This is a genomic window from Microcoleus sp. bin38.metabat.b11b12b14.051, assembly GCF_013299165.1.
In the GTDB taxonomy this organism is placed as follows: Bacteria; Cyanobacteriota; Cyanobacteriia; order Cyanobacteriales; family Microcoleaceae; genus Microcoleus.
On record NZ_JAAFKD010000006.1, the window covers coordinates 38,515 to 56,254 of the forward strand.

General features: G+C 47.9%; 11 protein-coding genes. 4 read left to right on the plus strand and 7 right to left on the minus strand.

What is annotated here, in order from left to right; all coding sequences use genetic code 11:
• Positions 1–158: 158 nt before the first annotated feature.
• Together QZW47_RS08920 and purC are read right to left on the minus strand one after the other, a co-directional pair.
• Entirely contained in the window at positions 159–2,609 is a 2,451-nt protein-coding gene (locus tag QZW47_RS08920; protein ID WP_293126222.1) for a BamA/TamA family outer membrane protein, read from the minus strand.
• 467 nt (positions 2,610–3,076) lie between these two features.
• Positions 3,077–3,805, minus strand: coding sequence for a phosphoribosylaminoimidazolesuccinocarboxamide synthase (gene purC, locus QZW47_RS08925; protein ID WP_293126224.1), 729 nt, complete (start codon positions 3,803–3,805; stop codon positions 3,077–3,079).
• Positions 3,806–4,363: 558 nt separating this feature from the next.
• Here purC and QZW47_RS08930 point away from each other — a divergent pair.
• From QZW47_RS08930 to QZW47_RS08940, 3 genes are all read left to right on the plus strand, one after another.
• Complete coding sequence (locus tag QZW47_RS08930) at positions 4,364–4,795, plus strand: response regulator (protein WP_293126226.1); 432 nt, start codon at positions 4,364–4,366, stop codon at positions 4,793–4,795.
• A 121-nt stretch (positions 4,796–4,916) separates the two neighbouring features.
• Positions 4,917–8,336 carry a response regulator gene (locus QZW47_RS08935; protein WP_293126228.1) on the plus strand — a complete coding sequence of 1,140 codons (3,420 nt, stop codon included), beginning with the start codon at positions 4,917–4,919 and terminating at the stop codon, positions 8,334–8,336.
• Between the two features lie 141 nt (positions 8,337–8,477).
• Positions 8,478–10,802 (plus strand): DNA phosphorothioation-associated putative methyltransferase, encoded by a 2,325-nt coding sequence (locus QZW47_RS08940; protein ID WP_293126230.1) that lies wholly within the window; start codon positions 8,478–8,480, stop codon positions 10,800–10,802.
• A 77-nt stretch (positions 10,803–10,879) separates the two neighbouring features.
• Here the strand turns inward: QZW47_RS08940 and QZW47_RS08945 are convergent, their stop codons facing one another.
• Positions 10,880–12,052 carry a TRC40/GET3/ArsA family transport-energizing ATPase gene (locus QZW47_RS08945; protein ID WP_293126232.1) on the minus strand — a complete coding sequence of 391 codons (1,173 nt, stop codon included), beginning with the start codon at positions 12,050–12,052 and terminating at the stop codon, positions 10,880–10,882.
• Between the two features lie 140 nt (positions 12,053–12,192).
• Positions 12,193–12,576, minus strand: coding sequence for a DUF2358 domain-containing protein (locus QZW47_RS08950; protein ID WP_293126473.1), 384 nt, complete (start codon positions 12,574–12,576; stop codon positions 12,193–12,195).
• 194 nt (positions 12,577–12,770) lie between these two features.
• Between QZW47_RS08950 and QZW47_RS08955 the strand changes: the two genes are divergently transcribed.
• Positions 12,771–13,385 (plus strand): glutathione S-transferase N-terminal domain-containing protein, encoded by a 615-nt coding sequence (locus QZW47_RS08955; RefSeq protein WP_293126234.1) that lies wholly within the window; start codon positions 12,771–12,773, stop codon positions 13,383–13,385.
• Between the two features lie 220 nt (positions 13,386–13,605).
• Here the strand turns inward: QZW47_RS08955 and QZW47_RS08960 are convergent, their stop codons facing one another.
• From QZW47_RS08960 to ahcY, 3 genes are all read right to left on the minus strand, one after another.
• Positions 13,606–15,030 (minus strand): NADP-dependent isocitrate dehydrogenase, encoded by a 1,425-nt coding sequence (locus QZW47_RS08960; RefSeq protein WP_293126236.1) that lies wholly within the window; start codon positions 15,028–15,030, stop codon positions 13,606–13,608.
• 466 nt (positions 15,031–15,496) lie between these two features.
• Positions 15,497–16,111, minus strand: coding sequence for a DedA family protein (locus tag QZW47_RS08965; RefSeq protein ID WP_293126238.1), 615 nt, complete (start codon positions 16,109–16,111; stop codon positions 15,497–15,499).
• Between the two features lie 351 nt (positions 16,112–16,462).
• The gene (ahcY, locus tag QZW47_RS08970; protein ID WP_293126240.1) at positions 16,463–17,740 is read right to left on the minus strand and encodes an adenosylhomocysteinase; all 1,278 of its coding nucleotides are present in this window, start codon (positions 17,738–17,740) and stop codon (positions 16,463–16,465) included.

A 17,740-nucleotide genomic window follows, 5' to 3' on the forward strand; every position in this document is an offset into this window, starting at 1 on the left:
GTGGTAATGCGTACTCTACGATTCTAGCAACCGCAAGAGCGTCAGAGTCTTCTAGCCACGCGAGGCAGAGCCTCGCTTACATCGGTTCCCAGGCAGAGCCGGGGAACCAGTTCAATGCCCCATTCCCGATGCCCGATGCCCGATGCCCTATTCCCTAATTAGAATCGCTCGCCAATCCCAAAGTGAATTTGATTGCTGCCGCTGTCGTTGATACCGTAATCGATGCGGATCGGGCCCAAGGGAGATTGAATCCGGACGCCGAGGCCGTAGCCGTAACCGCTACCGGGCTTTCTGCGGATGCCCGCTGGGTCGCCCGGGACATCCTTGCCGGTGCCCAAGTCGGTGCCGGCATCCAAAAAGAGCGCTCCGCCGATAAAGGAAATAATCGGGAAACGGTACTCAACGCTGCCTTCTAGGAAGCTGCGGCCTGCTCCGACATCGCCTTCGTTGTATCCGCGCACCGAGTTGGCGCCACCCAACGCAAAAGCTTCGTAGGGAGGCAAATCGCCGAATATGGTGCCGGCTTTAAAACTAAAAGCCAAGGTTTGGGGGCCGGGGGTAAAGTTGGTGTACTTGACTGGTAGGTAAAAGTTGTAATTGGCGCGCAGGCGGTTGAACAGAATGTTACCGGAACCGACAGGAATCGATTGTTCCATGCCAAATCTGAGCAGGGAACCGCTAGTGGGGCGCACGGGGTCGTTGCGTCGATCGCGCACAACACCTGCTTGCAGTGTTGTCAAGTCGTCGTTGCCAGAATTGCTAAAAGTTAACTGGTTGCCGAGTTCGTCCTCAGCTACGCGCCGGCCTTTGCGATCGGTAGTTGAGACTCGTTGGAACTGCAAGCCGACGGAAGCAGTCCACTCAGCATCGGCAAAAGGATTGCGCGACAGGGGACGGGTAAAATTGATGCCGGCGCCGGTGCGGACGATGCGAGGTCGATCGCCATTTGGCAGATAAACTTCCCGTTCGCCACCGTCAAAAATCACGCTGATCGATCGCCTGCTAAAGGCATTCACCGTATAAGAAGTGCGGTAAGGATCGCCCGCAATCCAAGGGTCAGTAAAACTCAGGTCAAACAGCGTTTGGCGTTCCCCGATTTGTACTTCAGCCCCCAATTTTTGGTTTCTACCGAACAAGTTTTGCTGCTGGTAACTCAGGGTACCGAACAAACCCGTTGCCGAGCTCAAACCCGCACCCGCCGCCAGAGAACCAGTATTTTTCTCAATGACGTTGACAACTACCCTTGCCTTGCGGGGGTCAGTCGCTCCCGGTTCCAAGCCCAGCCGCACGTCTTCAAAAATCCCCAAACCAAATACCCGTCTCAAATCTCTTTCCGCCTTGGTGCGGTTAAAGATGTCTCCGGGCTTCAGTTGTACTTCGCGGGTGATGACATAGCGCCTAGTGTTGCCGCCGATCGGCTGACCGGTGGCATCCGTGGGTTCTCCTTCCTTGTTCAGGAAACGAACATCAACAGATTCGATCTGGCCTTCTGCCACTACCAGCGTTACTGTGCCGTCATCTGCGACTTGCGGCGCATCAGTGATTTGACCCAAAACATAGCCGTTGTCTTGATACCACGCATTAATTTTTTTCACTCCCTCCTCAAAGCGGCGGAGGTTGAGAATTTTGCCGTACTGATCGCGGAAGCTGTCGTCAATTATGCTTTGGGGCAGCACTTGCTGGCCGGTGATTTTCACTCCCCGCAGCACCGGATTTGGCTGCACGATAAAAGTCACCCGGACGCCTAAGGGGGTGTCTTCCGGTACTGCGCGCACGTTTCTGAAGAAGCCCGTGGCAAAAATGGCGTTGATGTCTTGTTGCAGTTGGCTGCGGTTGGTGGTGCGTCCCGGTTGGGTGCTGATGACTCGGTAAATCTCGTTTTGCAGGTCTCCCGTCGCCCCGGTGATGCTGACTTCGGCAACTAGCACCTGCGGTTCTGCCGCCCCGGCTGGTGCTGGGGTTTGTCTCGGCTGCGGTGCTGCTGGGCCCGAGGGCAATGGGGGAACGGTGTTAGCTGGCGGTCTGGTCGGGGCTGGTCTAGCCGGGGCTGGTCTGGGGGGAATTTGGGCGTTTTGAGCGATCGCCCCTGATGCGTCCGGGGCAGATATGGGAGAAACTTGGAGGTTTTGGGCCATTGCCCCTGATTCGTCCTGTTTCCGAGGCTCTACTGCCACCCAGGTAGGCGAAACAGCGGTCTGGGAGGGGGGGAGAGGGCTAGCCAGTTGTGCCTCTGGTAGGGCGTTTTTACTGCTATAGGGGATTCGATTCGATTCAATCTCGGGTTTGAGTTGCACCTGGGCGGGCGAAACCGGGGTTGCCGGGTCTGTGACTCGGTTTGGGGGTTCGCGATCGTTTTCTCCTCTGCCAGGGGCAGTGGCTATTTTTAGGGCTGCCGCTGGGCTGCTGTTAGCTTCTGTGCGGTTTTGAGGAGAATTTTCGGTTAATTCTGGGACGGGGCGATCGGGTAATTCGATCGACGGGGCGGAAGGAACGGCTGCCAAAGCTTCCTCTGTTGATTCAGAGTAGGATGTTTGACCACTTGCCGAATTTGATAGTCCGAATGTTGCTGAGACAGTAAAAACTGCCACCAATACAGCAGATAAGCGCATTTTTGTTCACTCTTTTGGGCAATCACACACACGACATTATTTAGTCATCAGTCATCAGTCATTAGTCATTAGTCATCAGTCATCAGTCATTAGTCATCAGTCATTAGTCATCAGTCATCAGTGCTGTCCTCGAAGAGCGAACGTTAATCAGTCATTAGTGCTGTCCTCGAAGAGCGAACGTTATGACTCAAAATGACTCAAACGTTATCAGTCATTAGTGATTTAGTCGGTTGAATTTCGCACTGACTGCACGTCAAGAGGGATACAAGCCAGTTATCTACCCCCGCAGGGCTGTCGTGGTGCTCCCCAAATTTTAGACTAAGAGTTCAACCTCCCAGATTCATCTGTCAAGTAAATCTCAAATCTCAAATCGACTGACCGCTAATTGATGACTGTTCACCGCTGATTGCTGACATCCAAGGCAGAAGGGTTACAAACTGTGCAATTGTAGCGCATTGCTAAGTGCTCTAGACTTTCTGAGCTAGAACCCGCTGGAGAACTTGCTGGTAAGCGGTTTCTACCGATCCCAAGTCGCGGCGGAATCGGTCTTTGTCCATCACACGGGCGTCGGGATCAGTTTCGGCGTTGTCCCAGAGGCGGCAAGTGTCGGGACTGATTTCGTCGGCCAGAATCAGATTTTGATGTTGGTCGATGCCGAATTCTAGTTTGAAGTCTACCAGGGTGATACCGCACTGGCTGAAGAATTCTTTGAGTATTTCGTTAATTTCGCGGGCGGCGATTTCTAGTTGGTGTACTTGTTCTGGCGTGGCTAGCTGCATTAACAGCAACCGGCCTTCGGTGAGCAGCGGGTCTCCCAAATCGTCGTTTTTGTAATAAAACTCCACCAGCGGCGGATTGATAATTGTGCCGAGGGCGAGTCCGGTTTGCTTGCACAGACTGCCGGCGGCAATGTTTCTGACGACGACTTCTAAGGGCAATATGCGGACGCGGCAAACTCGCATTTGATTGGGGGCGGGCGTGTCAATGAAGTGGGTGGGAATGCCTTTGGCTTCTAGCATCCGAAACAGGTGGGCGGATATGGCATTGTTGATTTCGCCTTTGCCGGTGATGCTGCCGCGTTTCTGGGCGTTAAAGGCGGTGGCGTCGTCTTTGAAGTGGGTCAGCAAAATTTCGCCCTCTTCGGTGGAGTAGAGGATTTTGGCTTTGCCTTCGTAGAGTTTGCGATCGGCTGACATGGCGATTAATAATGTAGATGAGTTTTAGATTTTACTTTAGCTTGATGTTGCCTTGACTGTTTGAGATTCGATTTTTGACATTGAAGAATTGGGAATGACCGATGCTGTATGGGTTTTGAGCGCGAGCTGACCGTTGCAGCCTTTTTTTACTCAGCCCACACCGTTGGCGATTTTCCAGTGGTGATTTGACGATCGGCAATCGCTGATTGCATAGGAGCTGGAGTCTCGAAAAGCAGTTGGATTATTTGATCAAAAGGCTCTGATTTCTCAGTTATACCAATTTTATAAAGATTTGCTAAAGATGAACTCTTAGCCCCCCCAAAGCATCGGGGGGGTTGGGGGGGTGATTGTATAACACTACTTTAGAAAAATGGTATTATTGGCTCTACGCTGCGCCGTTGGCGACTACGCCCAGAGATATATACTGCCACCGGCTGAGGCATAAATGATTCTTTGCAAAGCACAATAGAGTTAGACCTGCTGGGTTCGCGATCGGTGCTACCTGAACCTGGCGCATACAGACTCGCGGTTAAAAAACATCTGTAAAATGGCTGATTTATGGAAGAGAAAAAAATTCATATCCTCTTGGTAGAAGATGATGAGGTTGATGTGATGAACGTCCGGCGAGCGTTCAAAAAAAATAACATCGTCAATCCGCTCTACATGGCTTCAAACGGATTAGAAGCTCTAGCTATATTGCGCGGAGAAAGCAAAACCGAGCCTGCAATGCCTCAAGCGCGCCGGTTGATTTTGCTAGACTTGAATATGCCCAGAATGAACGGCATCGAGTTTCTGCGAGAATTGCGGCTAGATCAAAGTTTGAGGTCGATTCCAGTGATCGTACTTACAACTTCTAACGAAGATAGAGATAAGGTAGAAGCTTATAATTTAAATGTTGCCGGTTATATTCTCAAGCCAGTTACTTTTTCTAACTTTGTGGAAGTTATGGGTACTCTCAACAGATACTGGATGCTGAGCGAAATTCCCTAGCTCGGGGAAAATATAACAGAAAATTTATTCATGTTGATGTTGTAATTAATCAGCGATTAATGGCTTTTAATTTCTTTTTGTATACTCCAAATTTGGCAGATTAATCTACAATCGAGTTGTTATGGACAAACTTACTAAAATTCTCATCGTTGATGACGATGAAGTAGATCGGATGTTGGTCAAACGGGCGCTAAAATCCGCAGGAGTTTCGGTTGAATTTACAGAAGCCGAAGACTGCGCTGACGCCCTGGCAAAACTATCAGTCAGCAAAAAATATACCGCGGCGGCGCAACTCTCAAAACAAGAGAAATTTCAAAATTTAAGCGAGGTCGATGGGCCAGAAAATTCGCAGCAATCAAATCAGATATTTGATTGCAAATTTGACTGTGTATTCCTTGACTACGGCTTACCGGACGGAGACGGACTGACTTTGGTGCGAAATGTGCGGGAAGCCGGGCTCAAAGTTCCGTTAATTGTGCTCACAGGTCAAGGCGACGAAGAAATTGCTGTGGAATTGATGAAGGCGGGAGCTTCTGATTATATCGCTAAAAATAAGCTGTCTCCTGAGAGTTTGTCCCGCAGTTTGTTCAATGCCCTTCGCGTTTATCGCGCCGAAAGTCAGGCGTTTCATACCAGCCAACAACTTAAGGAAAGCGAGGAACGCTACAGGTTAGTTTTAGAGGGAGTTAATGACGGAATTTGGGATTGGGATTTAATTGAAAATGATGTTTATTGGAACGATCGCCTTTTGGAAATCATCGGTTTGCCGCGAGATCAATTTGGCTGCACTATGGATGCTCTCTACAGCCGCCTGCACCCCGATGACAAGGACGGCATCATCCGGGCGATCGCTAGCCACCTCGATCGACAAATCGACTACAATGTAGAATTCCGCCTGCTGCACTCATCCGGTGCTTACCGTTACTGCACTTCCCAGGGAAAAGCTCAGCGAAATTCCCAAGGACAAGCGGTGCGGATGGCCGGCATGATTAGCGATATTACTGAACGCAAACAGGCCGAAGATGCTCTAGAAAGAGAACGGCAACAACTGAAACAAATTGTTACCTGCGTGCCAGTAGCCATGGCAATGTTTGATACAGAAATGCGCTATTTAGCTAACTCTCACAAATGGCTGACTCAATTTAATTTGGAGTGGCAGTCCCTGACCAATCTCAGTCATTACGAATTGTTTCCAGATACGCCAACTCGCTGGAAAATGATGTATGAAAAGGTGTTAAAAGGTGAGGTAATTTCTGTGAGCGAAGATGCTTGGGAACGAGCAGATGGCTCAGTTTTGTTTTTGCGCTGGGCCGCTCACCCTTGGTACAATCCTGAGGGGAAAGTGGGCGGAATTGTCATGGTAGCGGACAAGATTAATGAGTTGGTGGAAGCCCGGGAAACTGCCCTGAAAGCCAGCCAGGTTAAGTCACAATTTTTGGCGAACATGAGTCACGAAATTCGGACTCCGATGAATGGGGTTCTGGGGATGGCTCAATTGTTGCTGCGCGCTCCTTTGGAACCAAAACAGCGCGAGTGCGCTCAGACTATTTACCGCAGTGCCGAACATTTGCTGATTGTGATTAATGATATCCTCGATTTCTCTAAAATTGAAGCGGGAGAAATGCGGCTGGAAAAAGCAAATTTTGATTTGGATACCTGCCTAGAATCAGTCATAGAAATGGTGGCGCCTTTGGCAGAGCAAAAAAATCTCGAATTGGATTTTTTAATTGACAGTTCGGTGCCGAGAAACTTGGTGGGCGACTCGGGCAGGTTGAAGCAAATTTTGCTTAACTTGACTGGAAATGCCATCAAATTTACCGATAGCGGTCAAATTTTAGTTCACGTGACTGTCAAACGCGGCAACCGATCGGCAGACGGCAAATTAGGAGAAAGTTTATTATTTTCAGTGCGGGATACTGGTATTGGAATTTCACCGGAAGGGCAGACAAAGCTGTTTGAATCTTTTTCTCAAGTAGACGATTCTCCTACTAGACCCTACGGCGGCACGGGTTTGGGTTTGGCTATTTGCAAGCAGTTAGTTGAGATGATGGGAGGTTCGATAGGAGTACGCAGTCTGCTAAGGAGCGGCTCTACTTTTTGGTTTGCTGTACCTTTAGAAAAACAGTTGGAAGTTGAGCCGAAATCGCTAGAAATTGCGGGGAAGAAGCTGTTAGTTGTCTCGGGAAGCGCTTTGAAAAGGGCGGCGGTACGATCGCTCGCTCAAAGTTGGGGCGCCCGCTGCTACGAAGCAGAAACTGTGGCTGCTGCTTTGACTTGGTTGCACAATGCTGCGATTGGCATTTCCAAGCATTCCGAATACGGGGAAAAATGCTGCGATGCGGTGCTGGTAGACTTGCAAATGCCGGATTTGGATGCTGAGGAATTTGCCCAAAAAGTGCGATCGAGCTTGAGAGTTGGCTCGTTAATCGCCATGACTCCTTTGCGCGAACAGCCGAAAGCTGAAGCCCTTTGCTGTCAAGGTTTTACCAGCTATTTAATCGAACCCGTGCGGCCGCACCGCCTGCACGAGGCTTTGCTGGCTGCGGTGAAGGGAAAGGGAGAGTTGGGCAGCTTCGAGGCTGGTAATAATTGCAAGTTACCGGCAGTTAATTCTCAATACGTTACTGCCAATTCGCCATCCTTAAAAATTTTACTGGCGGAAGATCACCCGATCAACCAACAAGTGATTGTCGAACAGTTGGCAGTTTTAGGGTATGATGCTGACTGCGCCTCCAACGGTCAAGAAGCCCTGGACTTGCTGGAACAAAAAAGCTACGATCTCGTGCTGATGGACTGTCAGATGCCCGTACTTGACGGTTACGAAACGGCGCAAAAATTGAGAAAAATCGAAAAAGGCGATCGGCATACTTTTATAATTGCTTTAACAGCTCACGCTATGCCGGGGGAACGAGAAAAGTGTCTGGCCGCGGGGATGGACGATTATCTCAGCAAACCTGTAGATTTAGATGCTTTGGCGGCGGCGCTGAAAAAGTATGAATCCAAAAATTTTCAGTTTAAAAATAACTACGGAGTGAAAAATATTAATGTGACAAACCACGATCGCAATTCTCAGTTAGCAAAAAATCAGACAGAAGCTGTGGAAAAAGCCGAGGTTGTGGCCGAGCCTGCACCAAGAGCGATCGCCCTTAAAACCTGGGAATACGGAGACTGTGACGGACTGTTCGACAAGAACAGATTAGAGCAACTCGGACGAGTTAATGTTAAATTGCCCGAGCGACTCTTGCAAGCATTCGTGGGAAACGCGCAAGCTGATGTGGCTGCCGCTAAAATAGCAGCAGAAGCTCGAGATTGGCAAGCTGTGGAATATCAGGCTCACCGTCTCAAGGGAACATCGGCGAATGTGGGAGTTGCTGAGATGTCGCAATTAGCGGCACAATTAGAACATCAAGCGCGAGGATTTCAATCTAAAACAGCAGCTTCGGGAGTGTCAACTATTGAGGGAGTAGAAAACATATTAGTGAGTTTGTCCAGTCATTTAGCCCGAGTTCAAGAATTTGTGGAAACTCGAATGTTTGGTTAATATTGAAGTTTTTAGATGTGTCAGCGATTAAAATAGCCAAAAAAAGTCCACCTGCGCGGAGGAAGAAATAAATTTCCTCAATTATCTGTTTCTTGACTCTGTGTTATCTGCGGTTAATACAAAAAATCGATTAGTTTAGCCATGACTGACGATACCTATACAAACACTATTTCACATAACGAGCCATTAGAAAATAATGGAGAAAAGCTAACGCCTTTGAGCGCTTTTGCTAAGGAAGTTTGGCTGCATGAAAACCATGCCCGTTCGGGTACAAAATCTCTACCCGCAGTAGATAGTGAGGCTGGGTGCGACGAAATTAATGATGTTTGTGTCGATAATCTAGTAGAAAAAGTAGCTGTCTGCTGTCGCAAAAGCAAAGTGGGGAAAAAATTACCGACGGCTTTTTACGTTCACCTTTCCGCTTTACCAGCACTCAATCCAGTCCTCGGAATCTACGAAAATTGTGCGCGGCGCCAGCTCGAAAATATTGATGGAGCAACTTTAGTTAAATTTTCGCTCCAGCAACCTAAAATATCTTATCTTTCTTACCCAGATTTCGATACAGACGCTCACCCTGCTTTGCAAACCAGCATCCAAATTAATCTGGAAACAGGGGAAGTTAAATATTTTGATTACAGCCACAGCGAAAATCCCCCGGTTTTGCACCGCAAGGAAACTTTTGTGACGCCGGATTATCCCAATTACGAGAAGTTTGCTCGACTGACTCGCTGCGAGGAAGGATGGGGGCTGCTTGACAATACTAGCGCGATCGGCACTCGCGACGGTTGGATCAAATATTTGGGATATTGCGGTGTGGAAATCCACGATCATGCTGTTGTCGAGCGTGTGAAACCGGAAAATAGCGAGTTATCAATTCCTAAAATCGAGCGTCACAAAGCTGCGATGGTACGCAACTCTATTTCTAAACCTGTGCGGCTGGTTTTGGAATCGGATTTGTTTGTGGATGGGATGACTTTTTTTGATTACGGTTGCGGCTACGGCGGCGATATTAAATATATTAGCCAAGAGGGTTATGCTGCTGCGGGTTGGGACCCTTACTATCAGCCGGATGCTCCGCAAATTTGTGCGGATATTGTGAATATTGGTTATGTAATTAATGTGATTGAATCGTTGGCGGAACGCCGAGTGGCTTTGCTGAATGCTTGGGAATTAACTAAGAATTTATTGGTGGTGGCGGCTCAGGTTTTGATTGACGATCCGGATCGCGGTCAAATTGCTTACGGGGATGGGGTGATTACTTCTCGGAATACTTTTCAGAAGTATTACGAGCAGGAAGAGTTGAAGGTTTATATTGACCAAGTTTTGAATGTTGATGCGATTCCTGTGGCTTTGGGAATCTATTTTGTGTTTCGGGATGCGGCGGAAGGTGAGGGTTTTCGGGCTTCTCGGTTTCGATCGCGCTTATCGACTCCCCGAGTGCGATCGCAAGTCAAGCGCTTTGAGGATTACCAGGAAATGCTGGCTCCTTTGATGGCTTTTGTGAGCGATCGCGGCCGCCTCCCCGTGAAGGGCGAATTAGCCGAAGAATTGCCAATTAAAGAGGAATTTCACAGTTTTAATCGAGCTTGGAGGGTGATTTTGCAAGCCACGGATGTTGATGATTGGGAAACAATCGCCGACAAGCGCCGCCAGGATTTGCTAGTATATCTCGCTCTCAACGGTTTGGGCGATCGACCTTCGATGCGCCGCCTCCCGGCTCAAATCCGCAACGACATCAAGGGTTTGTTTGACAGCTATCAAAGAGCTTGCACTTTAGCCGATTTAATGCTATACAGTCTCAGCAAACCTGATATTGTGGCGGATTGTTGCGAGGATAGCGCGATCGGCTACAAACAGCAGGGTTCTCTTTCAGTACACGTATCATTCTTAGAAGAACTCGACCCTTTACTGCGGCTCTACGAAGGCTGCGCTAACCGCACAATTGGCAGGCTAGACGGCGCCACAATCATCAAATTTCACGCTCGCAAACCTCAGATTTCCTACTTATTTTATCCCGATTTTGACACAAACCCGCACCCAGCCCTCCACACGGCTATGCACATACATTTGAGCGACCTTTCAGTCAGCTATCAAGACTATTCCGATGTATACAATCCGCCCATTTTAGTTAGAAAAGAAGCTTTTGTGACTCCTAGTTATCCCCATTACGAAAAGTTCGCAAAACTCACTCGCCAAGAGGAAAAGTTGGGGATTCTCGACACTTCCGTTGTCAAGAAGTATCGAGAATGGGTGAAGTGTCTGGAGGATAATTGCGTTAAAATTAAGGGTCATAAGTTGTTTTGGCGATCGAATGCTGACCCGGAAAAAGTGAAAATACTGCAAAAAGCCGCGTCGGAACGCCAGCAGAAAAAGATTGAGGTTAATGCAGGAAAAATCGAACAAACCACAGAGCCCGCTCTTGACACAGAAGAAGAAAAAGAATACGAAGAGGAAAAAGGTTCGTAGTGAGGACTTTAGTCCTTCTTCATCCATCAAGAAAAAACTAGCATTCCTCACTACAAACCCTGTCCGCTTTCTTAGCATCAAGCAAACTTAATCTTCAAATAATCATCCTCCATCTTCGCGCCCGAAGGTTGCAAAGCCGCTAAAGCTTGCGGCAAAACCATATTCCGGCGGTGATTCCCAATCCGAACATTTAACTCGTCTCCAGTTTTGGTCAACTGAATCTGATCCTTAGCAATTCCCGGCAAATACAGTTCTAGAACATATTGATTGTTGTCCTGAACAATTCTAATCGTATTTTCTGTGTAATAAACCTTGCTCGGATCTTCGTCTTTGTAAAGCGTTTCTTTCAAGCGCTCCAAAGCTGGCAAGCCGCACATTTCTTCAGAATAAAGCGGAACTTCTTTCACTGGAAGTGGCCGGAAGTTCTCGTGAATCTCCTGCTTGTACTCCTGCTGGTTCTCTTTCCAGCGTTTGAAAAATGGATCGGTTACTTCTTCGGGAATAATTCGATTTGCTACGATTAAATCTGTGGCAACATTGTACAAACTCAAATAAGCGTGAGCGCGCAAAGACTCTTTAATTACCATTTTTTCTGGATTAGTAATTAACCTCACCGAAGTCACAGTATTATCAGTTAAAATCTTTTCCAAAGCTTCGATTTGTTCGTAAAATTCATAAGGTGCATCCATCACCTCTTTGTTCGGCAAAGAAAAGCCGGCAAGCGGTCGAAAAAACGGTTCAACTAAAGGTCTGAGGGCAACAGATATGCCTTGCAAAGGCTTGTAAAATTTTCTCATGTACCAGCCGCCAACTTCTGGCAAACTTAGCAGTCGCAATGCTGTGCCGGTGGGAGCAGAATCGATAATTAAAACATCATATATTCCCTCGTCATAATGCCGTTTCATCCGTACCAAACCGAATATTTCGTCCATTCCCGGCAAAATGGCTAATTCTTCAGCTTGTACGCCTTCAAGTCCCTGGGCTCTCAAAACCTCACTAATATAGCGTTTGACGGCTCCCCAGTTGCCTTCTAACTCCCTGAGGGCGTCCAATTCTGCCCCCCACAAATTGGGTTTTACAAGTCGGGGGTCGTGTCCGAGTTCCATGTCGAAGCTGTCGGCCAAGGAGTGGGCGGGATCGGTGCTCAGCACTAGGGTTTTGTATCCCAATTCGGCGCATCGCAGCCCTGTAGCCGCTGCTACGGAGGTTTTACCGACGCCGCCTTTTCCGGTCATTAATATTAAGCGCATTGATTGTTTAGCTCGCCTGCAAATTTGTTACTTCTCTATTGTAACGGAATGTAACAAAGATTAATTTGCAGGCGGTAGTTATTGTAGGGCGCGCAGCAGCAGCCTGTAGCGCACACAGCGGGTAGCTTAGTTAAAGGCGGTTATGTTCCTGAGAAGACAAGCTGTTTGAGCACGTCTAGGCGCGAACAGTTCCAGTAGTCAATGTGGGAAACAATTAAACCGTCGCTGTTAACCTTAAGCTCGCTCCTTCCGGCGATCGCCATTTTGGGTTTCCAAGGTAGCGGCGCGATCCAACTCAGAGTCCAGCGAGTTTGTACAGTATCTCCAGACTGAGAAATCTCGTGCAAATCCATTTTAATTTGTTGAAAAAACGTCCCCATAAACCCGATCATTTTGCGGTAGCGATCGACTCCTGTAAATCGATTCACTGGGTCTTCAAAATAAACATCTTTGGCGTAAATGCTGTAAGTCTGATTTTCGGGGAATCTTTGATAATCGTCTTTGAGAATTTCAATAATGTGCATTTTTCTCGATCGACTGCCACCCAGCCAAAATCTTATTATAATAGAATTTTCACCACAACCTTTGTTGAATTGTGCCTTCTGGCTTGTACGTAAGTGCGATCGATCGCTCAAAACGCGCCCAATAGCCGTCGCAATCCCGATCTCGTGTCCGGTTGCTTCCTTCGTTGCCAACTTTTAACTTAACAGCACAACTTATGATCGACCTCTACACTTTTACCACACCGAACGGTCGCAAAGTCTCGATCATGCTCGAAGAAATAGGTTTACCCTACAACGTGCACGTCATAGACATCAGCAAAAACGACCAATTCACCCCAGAATTCATCGCCATCAACCCCAACAGCAAAATACCCGCAATAGTCGATCGGGATAACAGCATCACAGTCTTCGAGTCAGCCGCCATCCTGATCTATCTTGCAGAAAAAGTAGGCAAATTTCTGCCCACCGACAAACACAAATACTTTCAAGTTATGGAATGGCTGATGTTTCAAATGGCCAGCGTCGGGCCCATGTTCGGTCAACTAAACCACTTCAGACGCTTTGCACCCGAACAAATTCCCTATGCAATTCAACGCTACGAAAAAGAAACACTGCGCCTCTACGGAGTATTAGATACTCAACTAGCAAAACACGAATACATCTGCGGCGATTATTCGATCGCCGATATGGCAACTTATCCGTGGGTTGCTATTTACGAATTTCAAGGATTAACCCTCGACAACCACCCGCACCTCAAACGTTGGGTAGAAACCTTACAGAAACGTCCCGCCGTTGAGCGCGGTATGGCTGTTCCATCTATACAAAAATAGCTTTTTTTTGGGGCGGGCTAGAAGCCCACCCCACAGTAATTTTATGATTTTGGGGCGGGCTAGAAGCCCACCCCACAGTAATTTTATGATTTTGGGCGGGCTAGAAGCCCACCCCACAGTAATTTTATGATTTTGGGGCGGGCTAGAAGCCCACCCCACCCGACAATCAAATTCACTCTTTGTGGAACGGGCTTCTAGCCCGTTCAAAAAGTCCTAAAACTCAATCCGCAAAGTGCTTAATAATTGCCTCAGCAAACTCCGAACACTTCAACTCCGGCACCGGCGGTTCCATCAATCTTGCCAAATCATAGGTAACTTCACCATTAGAAATTGCAGCGCCCAAACCCTTCTTAATCAAATCTGCGGCTTCCTGCCATCCCATATATTCTAACATCATCACCCCCGACAAAATCAGGGAACCGGGATTGACTTTATCCAAACCAGCGTGTTTCGGTGCAGTGCCGTGAGTCGCCTCAAAAACAGCACATTCATCACCAATATTCGCGCCAGGGCCCATGCCCAATCCGCCGACAATCGCTGCGGCCGCATCGGACAAATAATCGCCGTTCAAATTCATCGTTGCCAAAATAGAATATTCGGCTGGTCGAGTTTGAATTTGTTGGAAAATGCTATCAGCAATTCGGTCATTGACCATGATCTTTTCTTTCCACTGGCCACTACCGTGACTTTCCCAGATTGCCGACAGAACATCGGCAACTTCTTTGCAAATCACTGCTTGTTTTTCGGGTGTTAAAGCATCATAGCCCGGATCGATTTGGCGGGCATTGTCTTCTAAGCTAATGTCGGCATTGTGTTCTTTGTTGCCCAGAATCCAGGATTCTCTTTCTGTTACGCACTCAGCCCGATATTCGGTGGTTGCTAATTCGTAACCCCAATCTCGGAAGGCTCCTTCCGTATATTTCATGATGTTGCCTTTGTGCACCAATGTTACTTGTTGCTTGTCTTTTGGCAACCGCAAGGCGTGGGTCATTGCCCGCCGCACTAAACGCTGGGAACCGCTTTTGCTAATTGGTTTAATGCCAATTCCTGAATCGAGGCGAATTTGTTTTTTGCCGTGTTCTGGTGTTGAGGGAATTAACTCGTTATTCAGGTATTCAATTAGTTTAAGGCCGATTTCGCTGCCTTCTTTCCATTCAATTCCCAGGTAAATATCTTCTGTATTTTCCCGGTAAATAATTACGTCTAACAGTTCGGGAGTTTTGTGCAGCGATGGGGTGCCATCGTAATATTTGCAGGGCCGCACGCAGGCGTAGAGGTCAAAGATTTGCCGCAATGCTACGTTGAGCGATCGAATTCCGCCACCGATTGGGGTTGTCAGCGGGCCTTTGATGGCGACGCCGTATTCTTTGATGGCGTCTAGGGAATCTTGCGGTAAATATTGGTAAGTACCGTAGACATCGCAGGCTTCGTCGCCTACGTAAATCTTGAACCAGTTAATTTTCCGATCGCCGCCGTAAGCCTTTTCTACCGCAGCATCCATGACTTTCTGGGATGCTGGCCACAGGTCTACGCCCGTACCGTCGCCGCGTATGAAGGGAATAATCGGGTCGTTGGGGACGATCGGCAAACCGTCTTTGAAAGTAATTTTAGAACCAGTGGTCGGGGCTACAATTTTTTCGTACATATCTTAACAGTGCGGATAGCAATTCTCCCTATTTTGCCACGATTATACCAGAAGGAAGAAGGAAGAAGGAAGAGGGAAGAAGGAAGAAGCGATCGGCTACCCGTTACTGCGATCGGGTGATCGGCAATTTAAAACTAAATTAAAAAAAGTAGCAACAATAGCAGAATTTGGTTTCAAATAAGGGCATCTATCTTTCAGCGCTACTGTTCGGGACATTGTGGAAGCGAGTCAAAATGGTGATTAATTTTTAACCGCAGATGAACGCAGATAAACGCAGATAATTTTGAGCATATGGCAACCACCAAGACAATTAGGACGTTCTTAATTTCTGAAATATAAGATTTTATTGCTTGTTCTTCCTTATTTTCTTCTTCCATTCTTCCCTTCTTTCCTTATTTTCTTATGCCCTTCTTTCCTTCTTCCTTCTTCCTTCTTCCTTCTTCCTTCTTCCTTCTTCCTTCTTCCTTTATTTGCGATATTTTTCCTGCTGCATCTTCTTCTTGACAATCCACAAAACAAACCCGATGACAATAGTCACGGCCACTATTTTAGAAACTGGAGCCAGATAATCATCTACAAGCGCATAATTTTCGCCGAGTTTATATCCGGCAAAAGTGAGGAAACTCACCCACAAAATTGTACCGATTGTTGAGTAAAGTAAAAATGGAACTAAAGGCATATTGTTGATGCCTGCGGGTAGGGAAATTAGAGTGCGAACTCCGGGGACGAGACGACACAAAAATACGGCTTTGTTGCCGTGTTTGTTAAACCATCTATTTGCTTTGTCAATATCGGCACCTGATACTGTAATCCATTTGCCGTATTTGTCGGCTAAATTCCTCAAGCGTTCTTCGCTCAATATTTTACCTGCATAGTACCAGGGAAGCGCCCCTAAAACTGTGCCGATCGTCCCTGCTGCGATCGCCGGAATCATCTGCATACCGCCCTTCGATACGGTGAATCCTGCCAGCGGCATAATCAATTCTGAGGGGATGGGCGGGAACAGGTTTTCTAAGAACATCAACAGTCCAATGCCTAGATAGCCCATTGACTGCATTGTGTTAGTTATCCATTCAACCATTTTGATTTAATAATTTGGTAATATGTACAGCAGAAGGAAGTTCGGCAACGGATTATGTAACGGCTTTAACGGATGTCAGGAAGACCGAATGCCGAATTTCATGAAGTAGGGACACGGCAAGATCCCATTACTGTCAACTTAAGCCTGAAACTCATATAAATCTAGCTTTTAGGCAAAGTTCAGATCCCCCTAAATCCCCCTTAAGAAGGGGGACTTTGATCGGATTCCTGTCCCCCCCTTCTTAAGGGGGGCTAGGGGGGATCTAGATTTAATAGTCAAACAATAGTCTCTGACTGGGTTTGACCTTAAGTTGACACCAATGGGCATTACCGTGTCCCTACGGTGCGATGATCAAGTTCCCGAAGTCCAAGAGTTGGTGTACTCAATTTGATCGGGAGTCAAGGTATCAATGAAAATACCCATTGCTTCCAATTTTAGACGCGCGATTTCTCTGTCAACTTCCACAGGAATTGAGTGAATACCTGGCTCTAGTTTGCCTTTGTTGGTGACAAGATGTTCGGCGGCTAAAGCTTGGTTGGCAAAGCTCATGTCCATCACGGCGCTGGGATGTCCTTCGGCGGCGGCTAAGTTGATCAAACGGCCTTCGCCCAAGACAATAATCGACTTGCCATTATTGAGACGATATTCTTGGGTGAAAGAACGTACTGTCTTGACGCCAGTGCTTTTTGCACCGAGGGATTTGAGGTCAATTTCGATGTCGAAGTGACCGGAATTGCAAACCATTGCGCCGTCTTTCATTGTGTCGAAATGTTCGGCACGAATGACGTGTTTGTTGCCGGTGACGGTGATGAAAATGTCTCCGACGGTGGCTGCTTCGTCCATTGGCATCACGCGGAAGCCGTCCATCACTGCTTCGATCGCCCGAATTGGATCAATTTCAGTGACAATTACGTTAGCGCCCATGCCGCGAGCCCGTTGTGCCGTGCCTTTGCCGCACCAACCGTAACCTGCAACTACAATATTTTTACCGGCTAACAAGATGTTGGTAGCGCGGATAATGCCATCTAGGGTAGATTGACCAGTACCGTAGCGGTTGTCAAAAAAGTGCTTGGTGTCAGCATCGTTGACGTTCATTGCAGGGAAAGTCAGCACGCCGTCTTTCAACATGGCGCGCAGGCGCACGATGCCGGTGGTGGTTTCTTCGGTGGTGCCGATCAAGTCAGCAATTTGGTTGGGGCGGTGTTGGATCAGGGCTGCTACTACGTCGCTACCGTCGTCGATGATGATGTTTGGACGGTGGTCGAGGGCTGTGTTAACGTGACGTTCGTAGGTGGCTGCGTCTTCTCCTCTCAGGGCGTAGACCGAAATGCCGTAGTCTGCAACTAGGCAAGCTGCTACGTCATCTTGGGTGCTCAAGGGGTTGCTAGCGATGAGTACAGCGTCTGCGCCGCCCATTTTCAGGGCGATCGCCAAATGGGCTGTTTCTGTGGTTACGTGGCAGCAAGCTGAAATTCGGATGCCTGCGAAGGGCTTTTCTTTAGCGAAGCGTTCTTGAATTTGGCGCAACACCGGCATTTCCCGGCCGGCCCACTCGATGCGCTGTTTCCCCAAGGGGGCTAGGGACAGGTCTTTGACTTCGTGTTTAATCTTGACGGATGTAGCTACCAT

What these genes read in the sequence shown, in the direction of transcription:
- QZW47_RS08920 (WP_293126222.1), bottom strand. Translation starts at nt 2,609, where the DNA reads ATGCGCTTATCTGCTGTATTGGTGGCAGTTTTTACTGTCTCAGCAACA.
- purC (WP_293126224.1), bottom strand. Translation starts at nt 3,805, where the DNA reads ATGTCAGCCGATCGCAAACTCTACGAAGGCAAAGCCAAAATCCTCTAC.
- QZW47_RS08930 (WP_293126226.1), top strand. Translation starts at nt 4,364, where the DNA reads ATGGAAGAGAAAAAAATTCATATCCTCTTGGTAGAAGATGATGAGGTT.
- QZW47_RS08935 (WP_293126228.1), top strand. Translation starts at nt 4,917, where the DNA reads ATGGACAAACTTACTAAAATTCTCATCGTTGATGACGATGAAGTAGAT.
- QZW47_RS08940 (WP_293126230.1), top strand. Translation starts at nt 8,478, where the DNA reads ATGACTGACGATACCTATACAAACACTATTTCACATAACGAGCCATTA.
- QZW47_RS08945 (WP_293126232.1), bottom strand. Translation starts at nt 12,052, where the DNA reads ATGCGCTTAATATTAATGACCGGAAAAGGCGGCGTCGGTAAAACCTCC.
- QZW47_RS08950 (WP_293126473.1), bottom strand. Translation starts at nt 12,576, where the DNA reads ATGCACATTATTGAAATTCTCAAAGACGATTATCAAAGATTCCCCGAA.
- QZW47_RS08955 (WP_293126234.1), top strand. Translation starts at nt 12,771, where the DNA reads ATGATCGACCTCTACACTTTTACCACACCGAACGGTCGCAAAGTCTCG.
- QZW47_RS08960 (WP_293126236.1), bottom strand. Translation starts at nt 15,030, where the DNA reads ATGTACGAAAAAATTGTAGCCCCGACCACTGGTTCTAAAATTACTTTC.
- QZW47_RS08965 (WP_293126238.1), bottom strand. Translation starts at nt 16,111, where the DNA reads ATGGTTGAATGGATAACTAACACAATGCAGTCAATGGGCTATCTAGGC.
- ahcY (WP_293126240.1), bottom strand. Translation starts at nt 17,740, where the DNA reads ATGGTAGCTACATCCGTCAAGATTAAACACGAAGTCAAAGACCTGTCC.